11 protein-coding genes, 1 tRNA gene, 1 pseudogene and 1 other annotated feature are annotated in these 13,102 nt (G+C 47.6%); of the genes and pseudogenes, 3 read left to right on the top strand and 10 right to left on the bottom strand.

The features are described from left to right. Both QUB37_RS23745 and crtD read left to right on the top strand, forming a co-directional pair. A pseudogene (locus QUB37_RS23745) lies at positions 1–846 on the top strand (CopG family transcriptional regulator); the annotation flags it as partial. 180 nt (positions 847–1,026) lie between these two features. Next, complete coding sequence (crtD, locus tag QUB37_RS23750; RefSeq protein ID WP_333166883.1) at positions 1,027–2,643, top strand: C-3',4' desaturase CrtD; 1,617 nt, start codon at positions 1,027–1,029, stop codon at positions 2,641–2,643. Positions 2,644–2,815: 172 nt separating this feature from the next. Here the strand turns inward: crtD and rplL are convergent, their stop codons facing one another. The 9 genes from rplL to rplS form a co-directional block, all read right to left on the bottom strand. Further along, positions 2,816–3,208 carry a 50S ribosomal protein L7/L12 gene (gene rplL, locus QUB37_RS23755; protein WP_333037133.1) on the bottom strand — a complete coding sequence of 131 codons (393 nt, stop codon included), beginning with the start codon at positions 3,206–3,208 and terminating at the stop codon, positions 2,816–2,818. Positions 3,209–3,351: 143 nt separating this feature from the next. Next, on the bottom strand, positions 3,352–3,936 hold the full coding sequence (gene rplJ / locus QUB37_RS23760) for a 50S ribosomal protein L10 (RefSeq protein ID WP_333166846.1): 585 nt from the start codon (positions 3,934–3,936) through the stop codon (positions 3,352–3,354). 29 nt (positions 3,937–3,965) lie between these two features. Then, positions 3,966–4,139 (bottom strand) — a sequence feature (ribosomal protein L10 leader region). Between the two features lie 109 nt (positions 4,140–4,248). After that, positions 4,249–4,962: a 50S ribosomal protein L1 gene (rplA, locus tag QUB37_RS23765; protein WP_333166848.1), complete on the bottom strand. Its 714-nt coding sequence runs from the start codon at positions 4,960–4,962 to the stop codon at positions 4,249–4,251. A 265-nt stretch (positions 4,963–5,227) separates the two neighbouring features. Continuing rightward, on the bottom strand, positions 5,228–5,653 hold the full coding sequence (gene rplK / locus QUB37_RS23770) for a 50S ribosomal protein L11 (protein ID WP_006635588.1): 426 nt from the start codon (positions 5,651–5,653) through the stop codon (positions 5,228–5,230). A gap of 3 nt (positions 5,654–5,656) precedes the next feature. Then, a complete protein-coding gene (nusG, locus tag QUB37_RS23775; RefSeq protein WP_242721257.1) occupies positions 5,657–6,295 on the bottom strand; it encodes a transcription termination/antitermination protein NusG in 639 nt (212 codons plus the stop codon). Continuing rightward, entirely contained in the window at positions 6,292–6,525 is a 234-nt protein-coding gene (secE, locus tag QUB37_RS23780; protein ID WP_333166850.1) for a preprotein translocase subunit SecE, read from the bottom strand. The genes nusG and secE overlap by 4 nt, the downstream gene beginning before the upstream one ends. 151 nt (positions 6,526–6,676) lie before the next feature. Then, on the bottom strand, positions 6,677–6,886 hold the full coding sequence (locus QUB37_RS23785) for a hypothetical protein (RefSeq protein WP_333166852.1): 210 nt from the start codon (positions 6,884–6,886) through the stop codon (positions 6,677–6,679). Next, positions 6,857–6,929: transfer RNA gene (locus tag QUB37_RS23790), tRNA-Trp, on the bottom strand. The genes QUB37_RS23785 and QUB37_RS23790 overlap by 30 nt, the downstream gene beginning before the upstream one ends. Before the next feature lie 134 nt (positions 6,930–7,063). Continuing rightward, complete coding sequence (gene rplS, locus QUB37_RS23795) at positions 7,064–7,447, bottom strand: 50S ribosomal protein L19 (protein ID WP_242721249.1); 384 nt, start codon at positions 7,445–7,447, stop codon at positions 7,064–7,066. 40 nt (positions 7,448–7,487) lie between these two features. Between rplS and QUB37_RS23800 the strand changes: the two genes are divergently transcribed. Next, a complete protein-coding gene (locus QUB37_RS23800; RefSeq protein ID WP_445300053.1) occupies positions 7,488–8,915 on the top strand; it encodes an inorganic phosphate transporter in 1,428 nt (475 codons plus the stop codon). A 32-nt stretch (positions 8,916–8,947) separates the two neighbouring features. Here the strand turns inward: QUB37_RS23800 and QUB37_RS23805 are convergent, their stop codons facing one another. Continuing rightward, entirely contained in the window at positions 8,948–13,042 is a 4,095-nt protein-coding gene (locus tag QUB37_RS23805) for an amino acid adenylation domain-containing protein (RefSeq protein ID WP_333166857.1), read from the bottom strand. Positions 13,043–13,102 lie beyond the last annotated feature (60 nt).

The following is a 13,102-nucleotide window of genomic DNA, read 5'->3' on the forward strand; positions in this document are numbered from 1 at the left end:
GCGAAGTCAAGTTACGAAACTTTACAGCAGCAGTTGAGTGAACGCGAAAGTTCGATCGCTTCTTTGCAGCAGCAATTAGCTACCGAAAAGCAAAATCTTGAAAGCCAATTAGCCGAAACTGTAGCGAAGTCAAGTTACGAAACTTTACAGCAGCAGTTGAGTGAACGCGAAAGTTCGATCGCTTCTTTGCAGCAGCAATTCGCTGAAAAAGAACACCGGGAACACGAGTTTGTGCAACAGCTAGCCGAAAAATCCAGCGCTTTGGAATCTTTGCAGCAGCAATTCGCTGAAAAAGAACACCGGGAACACGAGTTTGTGCAACAGCTAGCCGAAAAATCCAGTGCTCTGGAATCTTTGCAGCAACAGCTAGGCGAAAAATCCAGTGCTCTGGAATCTTTGCAGCAGCAATTGGCCCAAAGAGAACACCGAGAACACGAGTTTCAGCAACAACTAGGCGAAAAATCCAGTGCTTTGGAATCTTTGCAGCAACAGCTAGGCGAAAAATCCAGTGCTCTGGAATCTTTGCAGCAGCAATTCGCCACCGAAAAGCAAAATCTCGAAAGCCAATTCCAGGAAACCGTGTCAAAGTCGAGTTACGAATCTTTACAGCACGAGTTAGCAGAAAAGTCAAGTGCGATCGGCGACTTCCAAGTTCAACGAAGCAAGTTGCAATCTCTAGAAAATCAATTGAGCCAGAGTGCGGCGATACAGCGAAATTACGACGCTTTGCAACAACAGTCTCAAGAACAGCTAAGAACCATCAAAGCTTTACGGGAACAGTTAGCTCAAATGCAGGCTGTGGCTGGGATTGGCGAAGCTTATCTCAACAAGTGGCGCCGTCCCTGATTTTCTCATCAGCACGGCACAGTCTAACGCTCCGGGTGCGCCCGGATCACTTTATCCCTAAAAAGTCCTCTAAACTCGGTCTCCTTCCTCTTGTAGCGATAGATTTCAACCTGTCGCTACAAGAGCTTTTTATTGCAAAATATGAGCATACTATTAAGAAATATTACAGTAAATAAATTTATGACAGGCGATCGCACCCCTGAGAGCAAATCCAATCCAGCAGACACTAAGGGCCGCGTCACGGTAATTGGAGGCGGCATCGGCGGGCTCACAGCAGCCGCCCTGCTAGCCCGCAGAGGATACAAAGTGCTAGTCTTAGACCAGGCGATCGTCCCCGGAGGATGCGCTTCCACCTTCAAACGCAAAGGCTTTACCTTCGATGTCGGCGCCACGCAGGTTGCAGGATTGGAACCCGGAGGCATTCACCACCGAATTTTCTCAGAATTAAACATAGAACTTCCCGCCGCGACACCCTGCGATCCCGCTTGTGCGGTGTTTTTGCCGGGAGAAACCGCACCGATTAGCGTGTGGCGAGATCCGCAAAAGTGGCAGCAAGAAAGGCAGCGGCAGTTTCCCGGAAGCGAACCTTTTTGGCAATTATTGTCTGCATTGTTCAAAGCTAGCTGGAAATTTCAAGGGCGCGATCCAGTTTTACCGCCCAGAAGCTTCTGGGATTTCTGGCAATTAATTCAAGCAGTTCGCCCCGATACTCTAATTACTTTGCCTTTCACTTTTATGACAGTGGGAGATGCTTTGCGGCTTTGTGGATTGGGCGACAATTTGCGCTTGAAAACTTTTCTGGATTTGCAGTTAAAATTGTATTCTCAAGTTGATACCGAAGAAACGGCGCTACTTTACGCGGCGACGGCTTTAGGAGTTTCGCAAGAGCCGCAGGGATTGTATCATCTAGAAGGAAGTATGCAGGTGTTGAGCGATCGACTCGTAGGGGCGATCGAACGAGACGGCGGTCAAGTCTTATTGCGCCACACAGTTGAAAGTATTGTCACCGCCAACGGCAAAGCCACCGGTACAGTAATTCGCAATCAAAAAACAGGCGAAGTTTGGACAGAAGCAGCCGATCGTATTGTTGCCAACGTGACCGCGCAAAATCTAGTAAAATTGTTGTCAAGCGAGCCGATTATCGGAAATTCAACAGATAATTTATCGGTTAAATCAGATACTTCAGAGACAACAAACAAACTCCCAAATCAAATGGCAGGCTACAAATATCGAGTTGATAAATTGCCGCCCGCATCCGGTGCATTTGTCATATATTTGGGAGTGCATGAAAACGCAATTCCCGCAAATTGTCCGCCCCACCTTCAGTTTCTCTACGATTACGACGGCGAGATTGGGGAGAATAATTCATTATTTGTTTCAGTCAGCCATCCGGGAGATGGCCGAGCACCGCAGGGAATGGCGACAATTATCGCTTCCTCATTTACTGATACTCGAATGTGGTGGAATTCGGTTGATTATGAAGGATTGAAGCAAAAATATACCGCAGGGGCGATCGCCCGTTTGAGCGAATATTTCAATTTGACGCCAGAGTCGATCGTACACCAAGAAGCCGCCACACCCCGCACCTTTGCCCGCTACACAGCGAGAGATAGAGGCGTTGTGGGTGGCATCGGGCAGCGAATACCAACCTTCGGCCCCTTCGGATTTGCCAACCGCACACCAATTAAAAACTTGTGGTTAGTAGGCGACTCCACCCATCCCGGAGAAGGAACTGCTGGTGTTTCCTATTCAGCTTTAACAGTCGTGCGGCAAATGGAAGCCGCCTCTAAAATCTAAGAGGACACGGCAATTCCGTTTCTCTCCACCAAAAATAATTAATCGCGCGAGAGATGTAACTATCGCGCGATTAATTTTAGGGAATAGTTAACAGTCAACAGTCAACAGTCAACAGTCAACAGTCAACCATCATTCCGGTGTCACCGGAATAGATATCAACTACATTCTCTGATTACTTGATAGAAATTTTTGCGCCCACAGCTTCAAGCTGTTTCTTCATTTCTTCAGCAGCTTCCTTAGCAATAGCTTCCTTAACTGCCTTCGGTGCGGCTTCTACCAAATCTTTTGCTTCCTTCAGGCCCAGACCGGTAATTGCGCGGACTTCCTTCAGAATGGCGATTTTCTTGTCAGCAGGAACTTCTTCGAGCATGACAGTAAATTCGGTTTGCTCTTCTACTGGTTCAGCAGCGGCTCCACCACCTGTACCGGGCATCATCATCATGCCGCCGACAGGAGCAGCAGCGCTCACGCCGAAAGCTTCTTCAATTTGCTTAACCAATTCAGAAGCTTCGAGCAAAGTCAGAGACTTAAGTTTTTCCAAGATTTCGTCAGTTGCAGTAGACATTCGTTAAACTCCTAGTTCGATTGTAGATTTGGGATTTGGGATTTGGGATTTGGGATTGCTCCTCCATCATTAGTTTCTCGTCTCCAGTCTTCAGCCTGTGGATTAACACTAATGACTGATGACTAATGACTAATGACTAATGACTAAGCAGATACGCTTTCTGCTTCAGGTTGTGCTTCTGCTTCTGCTGCTACTTCTGCTGAATCGCCGTCTTTTTCAGCATAAGCTTTAAGACCGCGAGCGATCGAAGTAGGAACTTGATTGATACCCACAGCCAACTTGGTTGCGACACCGTTGATAGCGCCAGCAATTTGAGCCATGAGTTGTTCTTTCGACGGCAGATCAGCTAATGCTTTAACATCAGCTTCTTTCAGCACCCGTCCTTCCATCACGCCGCCGCGAAGTTCAGTCTTCTTAGAGACTTTTTGGAATTCTTGGTAAGCTTTAATCGCGCCGCCAATATCTTCTTGGACGAACAGGAACGCCGACGTACCTGTCAGCAATTCTTGTATCGGCTGCCAGGTTTCGTTGCCTTCAACAGCAATTCGCATTAGCGTGTTTTTTGCCACTTGGCAACTGCTGCCTTTCGGACGCAAACGCCGACGCAAATCTGTGATTTCAGCAACAGTTAAGCCCGTGTAGTCAATCACGATCGCCAGTTGAGATTCGCTCAAGGTTTGCTTGAGGTCTGCAATAATCTCATTTTTTACTGCTAAACTTTTGCCCATACTTATTTCACCTCCTTTTAGGATCGAAAACTGCCCGTCAAAAACCCCGACCTTCGAGCCGGGGCAGAGAATTAAAAATTAACAAGTCAGAATTAAAAAATAGAAATTTTCTAATCTTTGAGTCTTGAGTTTTTATTTCTTCAGCCTCGGCAGGAAATTAAGCGATCGGCACCTGCGGTCTTCAGCTTATTGATTTTTGATTAGGCTATCACCAGAAGGCAGACATTAGCTGGGGTCTGGCGTAAGTCTTGTAAGAGATTTACACAGACAGCCGAAGCAGTCTTTTACCTTCTGCCTTCTGCTGAATTCTTTCTACGCAGCATCAAGTTTGGTATCGCGCAGAGCACTGATATCGACTTCTATCGACGGGCCCATTGTTGCGGATACGTACAAACTGCGCCAGTAGCGACCTTTAGCACCAGAAGGACGGTTGCGGTCAACAGTTTCTTGCAAAGCATGAAGGTTGACGAGCAAATCTTCCGCTGAGAAAGCTGCCTTGCCAAACATAACATGAACGATGCCAGTTCGATCGGCACGGAATTCTAGTTTACCACCTTTAAACTCGTTGATCGCCTGAGCAATGTCAGTCGTCACCGTGCCACCTTTCGGAGAAGGCATCAAACCGCGCGGGCCCAACAACCGACCCAATTTTGCCACCAACGGCATCACGTCTGGGGTAGCAATCAGGCAATCGAAGTCCATCATGCCCTTCTGAATTTCATCGATCAACTCTTCAGAACCAGCAATATCCGCGCCGGCATTTAGAGCTTCTTTAACTTTTTCGCCCTTAGCAATCACCGCAATTCTGACTACTTGACCAGTTCCTTTTGGTAGCGATACAGTTGTCCGCAACTGTTGGTCAGTATATTTCGGGTCAATTCCCAAACGGATGTGAGCTTCAGCAGCTTCGCCAAACTTAGCGGTTGCTGTTTCTTTCAAAAGTTGCAGAGCTTCCAGCGGTAGATAAGGTCTGTCTTCAACTTTCTTTAGAAGTTCTTGCAGTCTTCGCGATACTTTCTTTGCCATTGTTATCTCCTGGGGTCAGTCGATTTTAGATTTTAGATTTTAGATTTTAGATTGAACCTATCGAACAATCTTAAAATCTACCCGTTTTCGGTTACTAGCGAAGCTTTGCTTCTCCCCCTGAACCGATCGATTTTGGATTGGGGATTTTGGATTTTAGATTGAAGATTTTACCTTCAAAATCAGGAATTTTGGATTAGCAATTTGGAACTTGGACTAGGAAAACTCTTCCTTCTTCCTTCTTCCTTCTTCCTTCTTCCTTCTGCCTTCAATCCGCGATCGCCACGCCCATATTTTTAGCCGTTCCTGCCACAATTTTCATAGCAGCCTCAACATCATTAGCATTGAGGTCAGGCATTTTGGTTTCAGCGATTTCTCGTAACTGAGCCTGTGTAATCGTCCCTACTTGCTTGCGGTTAGGTTCTCCCGAACCCTTAGCAATGCCAGCGGCTTTTTGAATCAAAACCGACGCCGGCGGAGTTTTGAGAATAAACGTAAAACTGCGGTCTTCAAAAACCGAAATTTCTACCGGAACCACCAGACCCGCTTGGTCTGCTGTTCTAGCATTGTACTCCTTGCAAAACATCATAATATTGACGCCGTGCTGACCCAGAGCTGGGCCGATCGGAGGAGCTGGGTTGGCTTTTCCCGCCGTAATCGCCAACTTAATTACTGCAACAACTTTCTTTGCCATTAGTTAGTTCTGTTTCTGAACCTGATTGAACTCCAATTCTACAGGCGTATCGCGCCCAAAAATCGAGAGTAAAACTTTGAGCTTGTTTCGTTCCGGGCTAACTTCAATCACATCACCTTCAAAATCCTTAAACGGCCCGGAAAGTACCACAACGTGGTCTCCAGTAGACATCGATACTTTGACAACTGGTTCTGATTCCTGAGCGTTTCTGAAGATCCGTTCTACTTCCGAATGACTCAGAGGTAGCGGTTTGACGTGACCCCTGCCGCGCCCGTAGCGGCGTTTCTGCTCTGCCCCGACAAAATTAATTACATTCGGGGTATTCTTGATCACCTGCCACGTATCCTCGTCCATAAACATACGGATGAGTACGTAGCCGGGAAAGATTTTTTCATCTGACTGTCGCCTGGAACCGTCTTTGCCGACTTTGATCGCCGGAGTTTGCGGAATTTCCACTTGAACGATGCGATCGGCAACATCCAAAGTTTGAATCCGCTGATCCAAGTTTGCCTTCACCCGCTTCTCGCAGCCAGAGGCAACTTGAACAGCATACCAGCGAGCATCAATCTCCGGCACATCTGGCGATGCTGCCTGTCCCGTCGCTTCTGTGGAATACTCAGATTCTTCTGATGCAAAAGTCATGGCCCAAACACCTTTCCCGCGCCCCAGTTAAAGAAGTTATCCACCAAATAGATCAGGCTTGCTGAGAGGATTACCATCAAAAGCACGGCCAAAGACTCGCTGATTAGCTGCTGCCTGCTGGGCCAAACCACTTTGTCGAGTTCTTCTCTAGTTTCCTTAAAAAAACCCGTAGGATTAAACCCAGGCGCCGTTATTTCTTGAGTTTCTTGAGCTTCGTCTTTTTTCGCCACGATTCAATCCCCCTTGCGATTTTAGATTTTAGATTTTAGATTTTAGATGGTGTGAGTGGCCCGCGGCTCTCAGATTTTGTGACACTAACCACTTACGCCCAAGTCCCAAATCTCGAATCTAAAGCCAGCACTTTTTTACAAGCCCAACCAATCAACGGCGTAAATGCCGATCGCCTAAACCGACGATCGAGAAGCCACACCGAGCATTTGTTGATGGCATTTTTTGCGAACCGCCCACAAAAATTAATTCTACCCGAAAGTTTGCGGTTTTGACTGTTGCCAGCCAATAATCCGGGCGCTTTCGGGCAGAATTTAAAGTTTGGTGATTCAGCGCGCCCTGGAGGACTTGAACCCCCGACATCAGGTTTTGGAGACCTGCGTTCTACCAACTGAACTAAGAGCGCACAGGTGAGGTTGCTGAAATTCGCTTAACCTCTAGATTTCTATTTTAACACAGTGCGCTCGTAAATGGAAAACTTTTTTTTGATTTTTTTCAATTTCCCATGAATCATGAACCAAGGGAAAGCTGGGTGCATTCCTACAGGGAGCGATCGAACCGCTGTTTGACGCGAGTAGCTTTGCCCACCCGATCGCGCAGGTAGTAAAGTTTTGCTCTGCGGACTTTCCCGCGGCGCATCACTTGGATCGTAGCGATGCGGGGCGAGTGAATCAAAAACACCCGTTCCACTCCGACGCCCTGAAATACGCGGCGGACGGTGATTGTTTCATTAATCCCGCCGTTACGCATGGCAATCACAGTCCCTTCGTAGGGCTGAACCCGTTCTTTGTTACCCTCTTTAATTCTTACGCCGACTCGCACTGTGTCGCCGACGTAAATTTCGGGAACTTGTTTATTAAGTTCTTGCTTGACTCTATTTATTTCTTCCGTTTCGATAGAACGGATTATTTCTGCGCCTTTCATCGGATTTACCAAAACTCACAATCCCTTATCATATATCGAAATGCCCGTTTTATGTCAAAAAATTTCTATGTTAGATACCTCTGGGGTCGTATTTCTGCAACTAGGGGCAATGGCTGCACTCGCCTTCTACGTCGCCGCCAACTTGGGGGCCAACGATGTCGCTAACTCGATGGGGACATCCGTAGGCTCGAAGGCGCTAACGCTTCGGCAGGCAATAATTGTTGCAGGCATACTGGAATTTTCCGGCGCAGTGCTGTTCGGCCAAGGAGTTTCCGAAACTCTAGCAACAGGAGTTGTCAATGTAGATGTGTTCGCGGCCCAACCGCAGGTATTTTTAATCGGGATGGTGTCAGTGCTGATAGCTTGCGGGATATGGCTGCAAATCGCTACCAGTCGAGGTTTGCCAGTTTCTTCATCTCATGCGGTGGTAGGTGCGATCGCGGGTTTTAGCTGTGTTGCAGCCGGAATTAATGCAGTTGATTGGCGAACCATCGGCACCATCTCCCTAACTTGGGTGGCGACACCTGTTGCTAGTGGTGCTTTAGCCGCGCTATTTTACAGTGTGGTGAAGTATTCGATTCTCGATCGGCCAGATCCTCTATCTCAAATGCGCGAGTGGATACCTTGGCTGAGTGCAGCAATGCTGAGCGTATTTGGGATTATTGTACTGCCGTCTGTTGTGAATGTCGCTTTGGTGCAGACAGGGGCGATCGCCGCCGCCCAGGATAGATTTGGCTGGAATCTTCCAATTCACGATTTTGTCATTGGCATCGGGAGTATTGGGGCGATCGGCCTCACATTCAATAGCTGGAAAAAATTAGAATCAGTTGAGAAGGAAGAAGAAAGAAGGAAGAAGGAAGAAGGAAGAAGGAAGAAGGAAGAAGGAAGAAGTACAAACACAAACTCTCCCACTCTCCCACTCTCCCCCCCTCCCACTCCGACACTCCCCCACACTCTCATCGAGCAACAAATGGCAAGATTTCAAGTCTTGAGCGCCTGTTTTGTAGCATTTGCCCACGGTTCCAACGACGTAGGCAATGCAGTTGCTCCCCTAGCTGCGATCGCCTACATCCGGCGCACAGGTTCCTTTCCCCTAGAGGATTTCAGCGTGCCCCTGTGGATTTTAGTCGTCGGAGGCGCAGGAATAGTCATCGGTTTAGCAATTTGGGGCAAAAATGTAATTGCCACAGTCGGCGAAAAGATCATCCAACTGCAACCCAGCGGCGGATTTTGCGCGGAATTAGCCACAGCCACCACAGTCTTGCTAGCATCCCGCTTCGGTTTGCCAGTTTCCACATCCCACGCTTTAGTCGGTGCAGTTGTCGGAGTCGGACTGATCAAAGCTTGGAAAACAGTACGCTGGGAAACTTTGCTGTCAATTGGTTCGGCTTGGCTGGTGACAATTCCGATCGCAGGCGCTTTGGGTGCTAGCATTTTTAGCATCGCCCAATGGATTTTAGCCAGATGAACGCAATTCGATCGATCGCGCCCAACGGCCGCTCAATCACTTAATTTCTGTTTCAAGCAAAGGTTTAGCTGTCTGGCCAGCACCTCAACACAGGGCTTTCTCAACATAGTAAGGTGATTGCCAGGAACTCGAATCACCTCTACTTGTGCCGCCGTTAAATCGCTCCAGCCAAGAGTCGGATCTTGATGGTTCGTGCTGAGCTTTTCCCCCGATCTAAACAGAGTAATTCGGTGCGGATAAATTTTCGGTACATAGCTGAGAGTTGCTTGACTGTTAGCCTGAAATACCGTAAACATCGAAGGAATTGCCAGCTCGCGCCAGTTGTGTTGTTTTGACTCCTGAGATAGGATACTAACCATAATCGCCTGTTTCCAATTCCAGCTATGCCAAAAATTAGCTGCCCAATTAAGCAGCTTATTTAAATTAGGGAACCTGGCTGCAATTCCGCCAAATTGCACATTTTCCGCAGCAGCCACCAAGCGAAAATAATCGACCACAAAAGGCCAGATAGAGCGGGAAACAGTAGTCAGAATAAACTTGCAACCGTCCCAAACAGAAGGTTTGTTAACAGCAACCGGCGCCAAAGTATCGAGCACAGCCAGCAAAGCCACTTCATCCCCCGCTGCAAGCAACTGTTGAGCCATCTCAAAAGCCACCAAACCTCCAAAAGACCAACCTCCTAAAAAATAAGGCCCTTTTGGTTGAACTGTACGCAAGGCTGCGATGTAGTCAGCCGCCATGTCTTCAATGCTAGTTAACGGAGAACTTTCCCCGTCAATCCCTTTAGGTTGCAGCCCGTAAAACGGTTGATTTTCTCCTAGCTGAAATGCTAACTCGACATAAGGAAATACCACGCCAAAGATGGGATGGACGCAGAAGAAAGGCGGATTTTTACCGCGAGACTTAATTGCCACTAACGGCGACCATTCCTCAGAATTTGTTCCTGAATCTAGCGAATCTGCTAAACCTTCAATTGTCGGATTTAAAAAAAGGGCAGACAGCGACAACTCGCGCTCAAATTGCTGGTTGATCTCATTTATGAGGCGGATTGCGAGCAGGGAATCTCCACCCAAATCGAAGAAGTTATCGCCAATGCCAACAGGCTCTGTGTTAAGGATTTTTGACCAAATTTGGGCGAGGGTTGACTCGGTTGGCGTGCGAGGTGCAATGCAGCTTTTATCTGTTGAATTGCTAGTGAGATTCTGCGGCGATATTAGGCGGTTGCGATCGATTTTGCCATTGGGAGTTAGGGGCAGAAAGTCGATCGCCACAAAAGCACTGGGAATCATGTAATTGGGCAGTTGTTGTTTGAGGAAATTCCGCATTTCCACGGGATTAAGTGTCTGATTGTGATTGGGGACGACATAAGCAACTAGGCGTTTGTTTCCCGACAAATCATCCACAGCAACCGCCGCTGTTTCTTTGACTGCTGGATGCTGAACCAGCAGCGCTTCAATTTCTCCCAATTCTATTCGATAACCGCGAATTTTAACCTGTTCGTCAGTGCGGCCTAAAAACTCAATATTGCCGTCGGGAAAATAGCGAGCTAAGTCACCTGTTTTGTAAATTCGTTCTCCCGCTTTCTCGCTAAACGGATTAGCAATAAATCGCTGGGCGGTTAATTCGGGGCGGTTGAGGTAGCCTCGCGCCAATCCGCTGCCGCCGATGTACAATTCACCGGGAATTCCGACGGGTACAGGTTGTAAATTTTCATCTAAAATATAGAGTTGAGTGTTAGCTATTGGGCGGCCGATTGGCGGTTTTTGCCGTGAAGCGAAGCTATCCCGCAGGGAATCGCCAATTTCGGCAAAACTCGACCAGACTGTCGCTTCTGTAGGGCCGTAAGCGTTAAAAAATCTGCGCCGGGAAGCCCAGCGTTTAACAATATCCGGGGAACAAGATTCGCCAGCACAGATGATTGTTTGCAGTGCGGGAAGTTCGGCGTTTGGAAGGACAGCTAGCAGCGAGGGCGGGAGGGTAGCGTGGGTAATAGCATTGTCCTGCAAAAATTGGATTAATGTTTGTCCGGGCAACAAAGATTCTTTCTTGGCTGAGTAAAGTGTTGCTCCGGTTCCCAAGGCCATGACAATCTCAAAGATTGAGGCATCAAAACTCAGGGATGCAAATTGCAAGATGCGGTGATTTGAGCTTATTTGAAAAGCTTCTATTTGAGCTTTTACTAAGTTGTAGAGTCCGCGATGTTCGATTAAAACGCCTTTGGGTTTTCCGGTTGATCCAGATGTGTAAATGATGTAGGCTAGGTTTTCTGGTATAATATTTGTAGTTAATTTGGCTGGGCTTTGTCGGGCGATAATTTCTCTGTCGGAGTCCAAACACACTACTGAAAAAACTCCGTAATTTTCCGGCTGCGTCAAGTTTTGGGCTAAGTGCTGCTGAGTCACCAAAATCGACACCTGAGCATCTTCTAACATGAAGTTAAGGCGCTCTTGAGGATAAGTTGGATCTAAAGGCAGGTAGGCTGCGCCTGCTTTGATAATGCCTAAGATGCCGACGATCGCATCTAAGGAACGTTCTACACAAAGGCCCACTAAAACTTCTGGTGCTGCTCCCAATTGCTGCAAGTAACGTGCAAGTTGGTTGGCTCGGCTGTTGAGTTGGCGGTAGGTTAAGCGCTGGTTTTCAAAGACGGCGGCGACAGCATCGGGCGTTAGCGGAGCCCTCGAAGAGGATCGCGCGACTCGATCTTCAAATAGCTGATGGAAACACTGGTTTTGCGGATAATCTCTCTGAGTGTCATTCCAATCGATTAATAATCGCTGGTATTCTGGCGCTGTCAGCAAAGCCAAGTCGTTGAGGTGCTGTTTGGAATTGGCAACAATGGCTTCGAGGAGCGTTTGGAAATGTCCCGCCATGCGCGCAATTGTGGCGCTATCAAATAAGTCTGTGCTGTAGACAAATTGCCCTTGAATACTTCCTGCATTTTCCCACAAGTGGCACTCTAAATCGAGCTTGGCGGTTCCCGCGTCAAAGTCGATCGCCTCGGCAGCGATTCCCGGCAATTCTAGCGCTGCTACAGGAGTGTTTTGCAGGCTGAAACTAACTTGAAATAGGGGGTTGCGGCTCAACTCGCGATCGGGGTGCAATTCCTCAACCAACTTCTCGAAGGGCAAATCTTGGTGAGCGTAGGCGGCCATTGCGACGTTTTTTACCCGATGCAATAGTTCCCTAAAAGTTGGGTTTCCTGATAAATCTGCACGCAGCACTAAACTGTTGACAAAAAAACCGATTAATGCTTCTATTTCGCTGAGGTTGCGATTGGCGATCGGCGTTCCTACTGCAATATCTACTTGTCCTGTATAGCGGTACAGCAAAGTTTGAAAAGCGGCTAGTAGAGTAATAAATAAAGTCGCGCTTTCTTGCTGACTAAATGACTTTAGCGCCTCGCTCAAAGCAGGTGATAGTGTTATAAATTGTTTAGCGCCGCGGTAGGATGGAACGGCTGGTCTTTGCCTGTCTGTTGGTAGATTGAGTGTGGTAATTCCGTTTAACTGCTGCCGCCAATAAGCTAACTGGGTTTCTAATACTTCGCCCTGCAACCATTGGTGCTGCCATTCTGCAAAGTCGGCGTACTGCACGGGCAGTGCTGGTAAGTGCGAGATCCCATTTTTTACAAATGCTGTGTAGAGCGTTCCCAGCTCTCGAATTAGCACTCCAATCGACCAACCATCAGCCACAATATGATGTAAATTCAGCAACAATATATGTTCTGTTTCACAGAGTTGTAGCAGCGTTACTTTGAATAACGGCCCGGCGGCTAAATCGAAAGGGCATTGCGCTGCATCGGTTGCGAGTTGCAGCGCTGCGGTTTGCTGCTGAGTTGGCGAGAGATTTTGTAAGTCGATTGTGGGGAGGGATACAGTTAAAATGGGAGCAATAATTTGTACGAGTTCCCCTTCCAAAAGCGTAAAAGTGGTGCGTAAAGTTTCGTGCCGCTGCACAATTTCGTTGAAGGTTTGCTCTAAGGATCTTAAGTTGAGCGAACCTGTTAAGCGGAGCGCGGTTGAGACATTATAAAAAGGATTGTCCGGTGCTAATTGATTGAGGAACCAAAGCCGCTGCTGAGCAAACGATGCGGGGAATACAAAAACTTCTATTTCTTGCTGCATATTTATCGAAATTGCACCTGTTCAACAGCCATCATTTTTATTAACTTTCTCGACTCAACA

The organism is Microcoleus sp. AT3-A2 (assembly GCF_036705685.1).
Classification (GTDB): Bacteria; Cyanobacteriota; Cyanobacteriia; order Cyanobacteriales; family Microcoleaceae; genus Microcoleus.

Excerpts from the sequence above, each read along its gene's own strand:
- rplA (WP_333166848.1), bottom strand. The coding sequence starts at position 4,962 with ATGGCAAAGAAAGTATCGCGAAGACTGCAAGAACTTCTAAAGAAAGTT.
- crtD (WP_333166883.1), top strand. The coding sequence starts at position 1,027 with ATGACAGGCGATCGCACCCCTGAGAGCAAATCCAATCCAGCAGACACT.
- rplS (WP_242721249.1), bottom strand. The coding sequence starts at position 7,447 with ATGAAAGGCGCAGAAATAATCCGTTCTATCGAAACGGAAGAAATAAAT.
- rplJ (WP_333166846.1), bottom strand. The coding sequence starts at position 3,936 with ATGGGCAAAAGTTTAGCAGTAAAAAATGAGATTATTGCAGACCTCAAG.
- QUB37_RS23800 (WP_445300053.1), top strand. The coding sequence starts at position 7,488 with ATGCCCGTTTTATGTCAAAAAATTTCTATGTTAGATACCTCTGGGGTC.
- nusG (WP_242721257.1), bottom strand. The coding sequence starts at position 6,295 with ATGACTTTTGCATCAGAAGAATCTGAGTATTCCACAGAAGCGACGGGA.
- QUB37_RS23785 (WP_333166852.1), bottom strand. The coding sequence starts at position 6,886 with ATGTCGGGGGTTCAAGTCCTCCAGGGCGCGCTGAATCACCAAACTTTA.
- rplK (WP_006635588.1), bottom strand. The coding sequence starts at position 5,653 with ATGGCAAAGAAAGTTGTTGCAGTAATTAAGTTGGCGATTACGGCGGGA.
- rplL (WP_333037133.1), bottom strand. The coding sequence starts at position 3,208 with ATGTCTACTGCAACTGACGAAATCTTGGAAAAACTTAAGTCTCTGACT.
- QUB37_RS23805 (WP_333166857.1), bottom strand. The coding sequence starts at position 13,042 with ATGCAGCAAGAAATAGAAGTTTTTGTATTCCCCGCATCGTTTGCTCAG.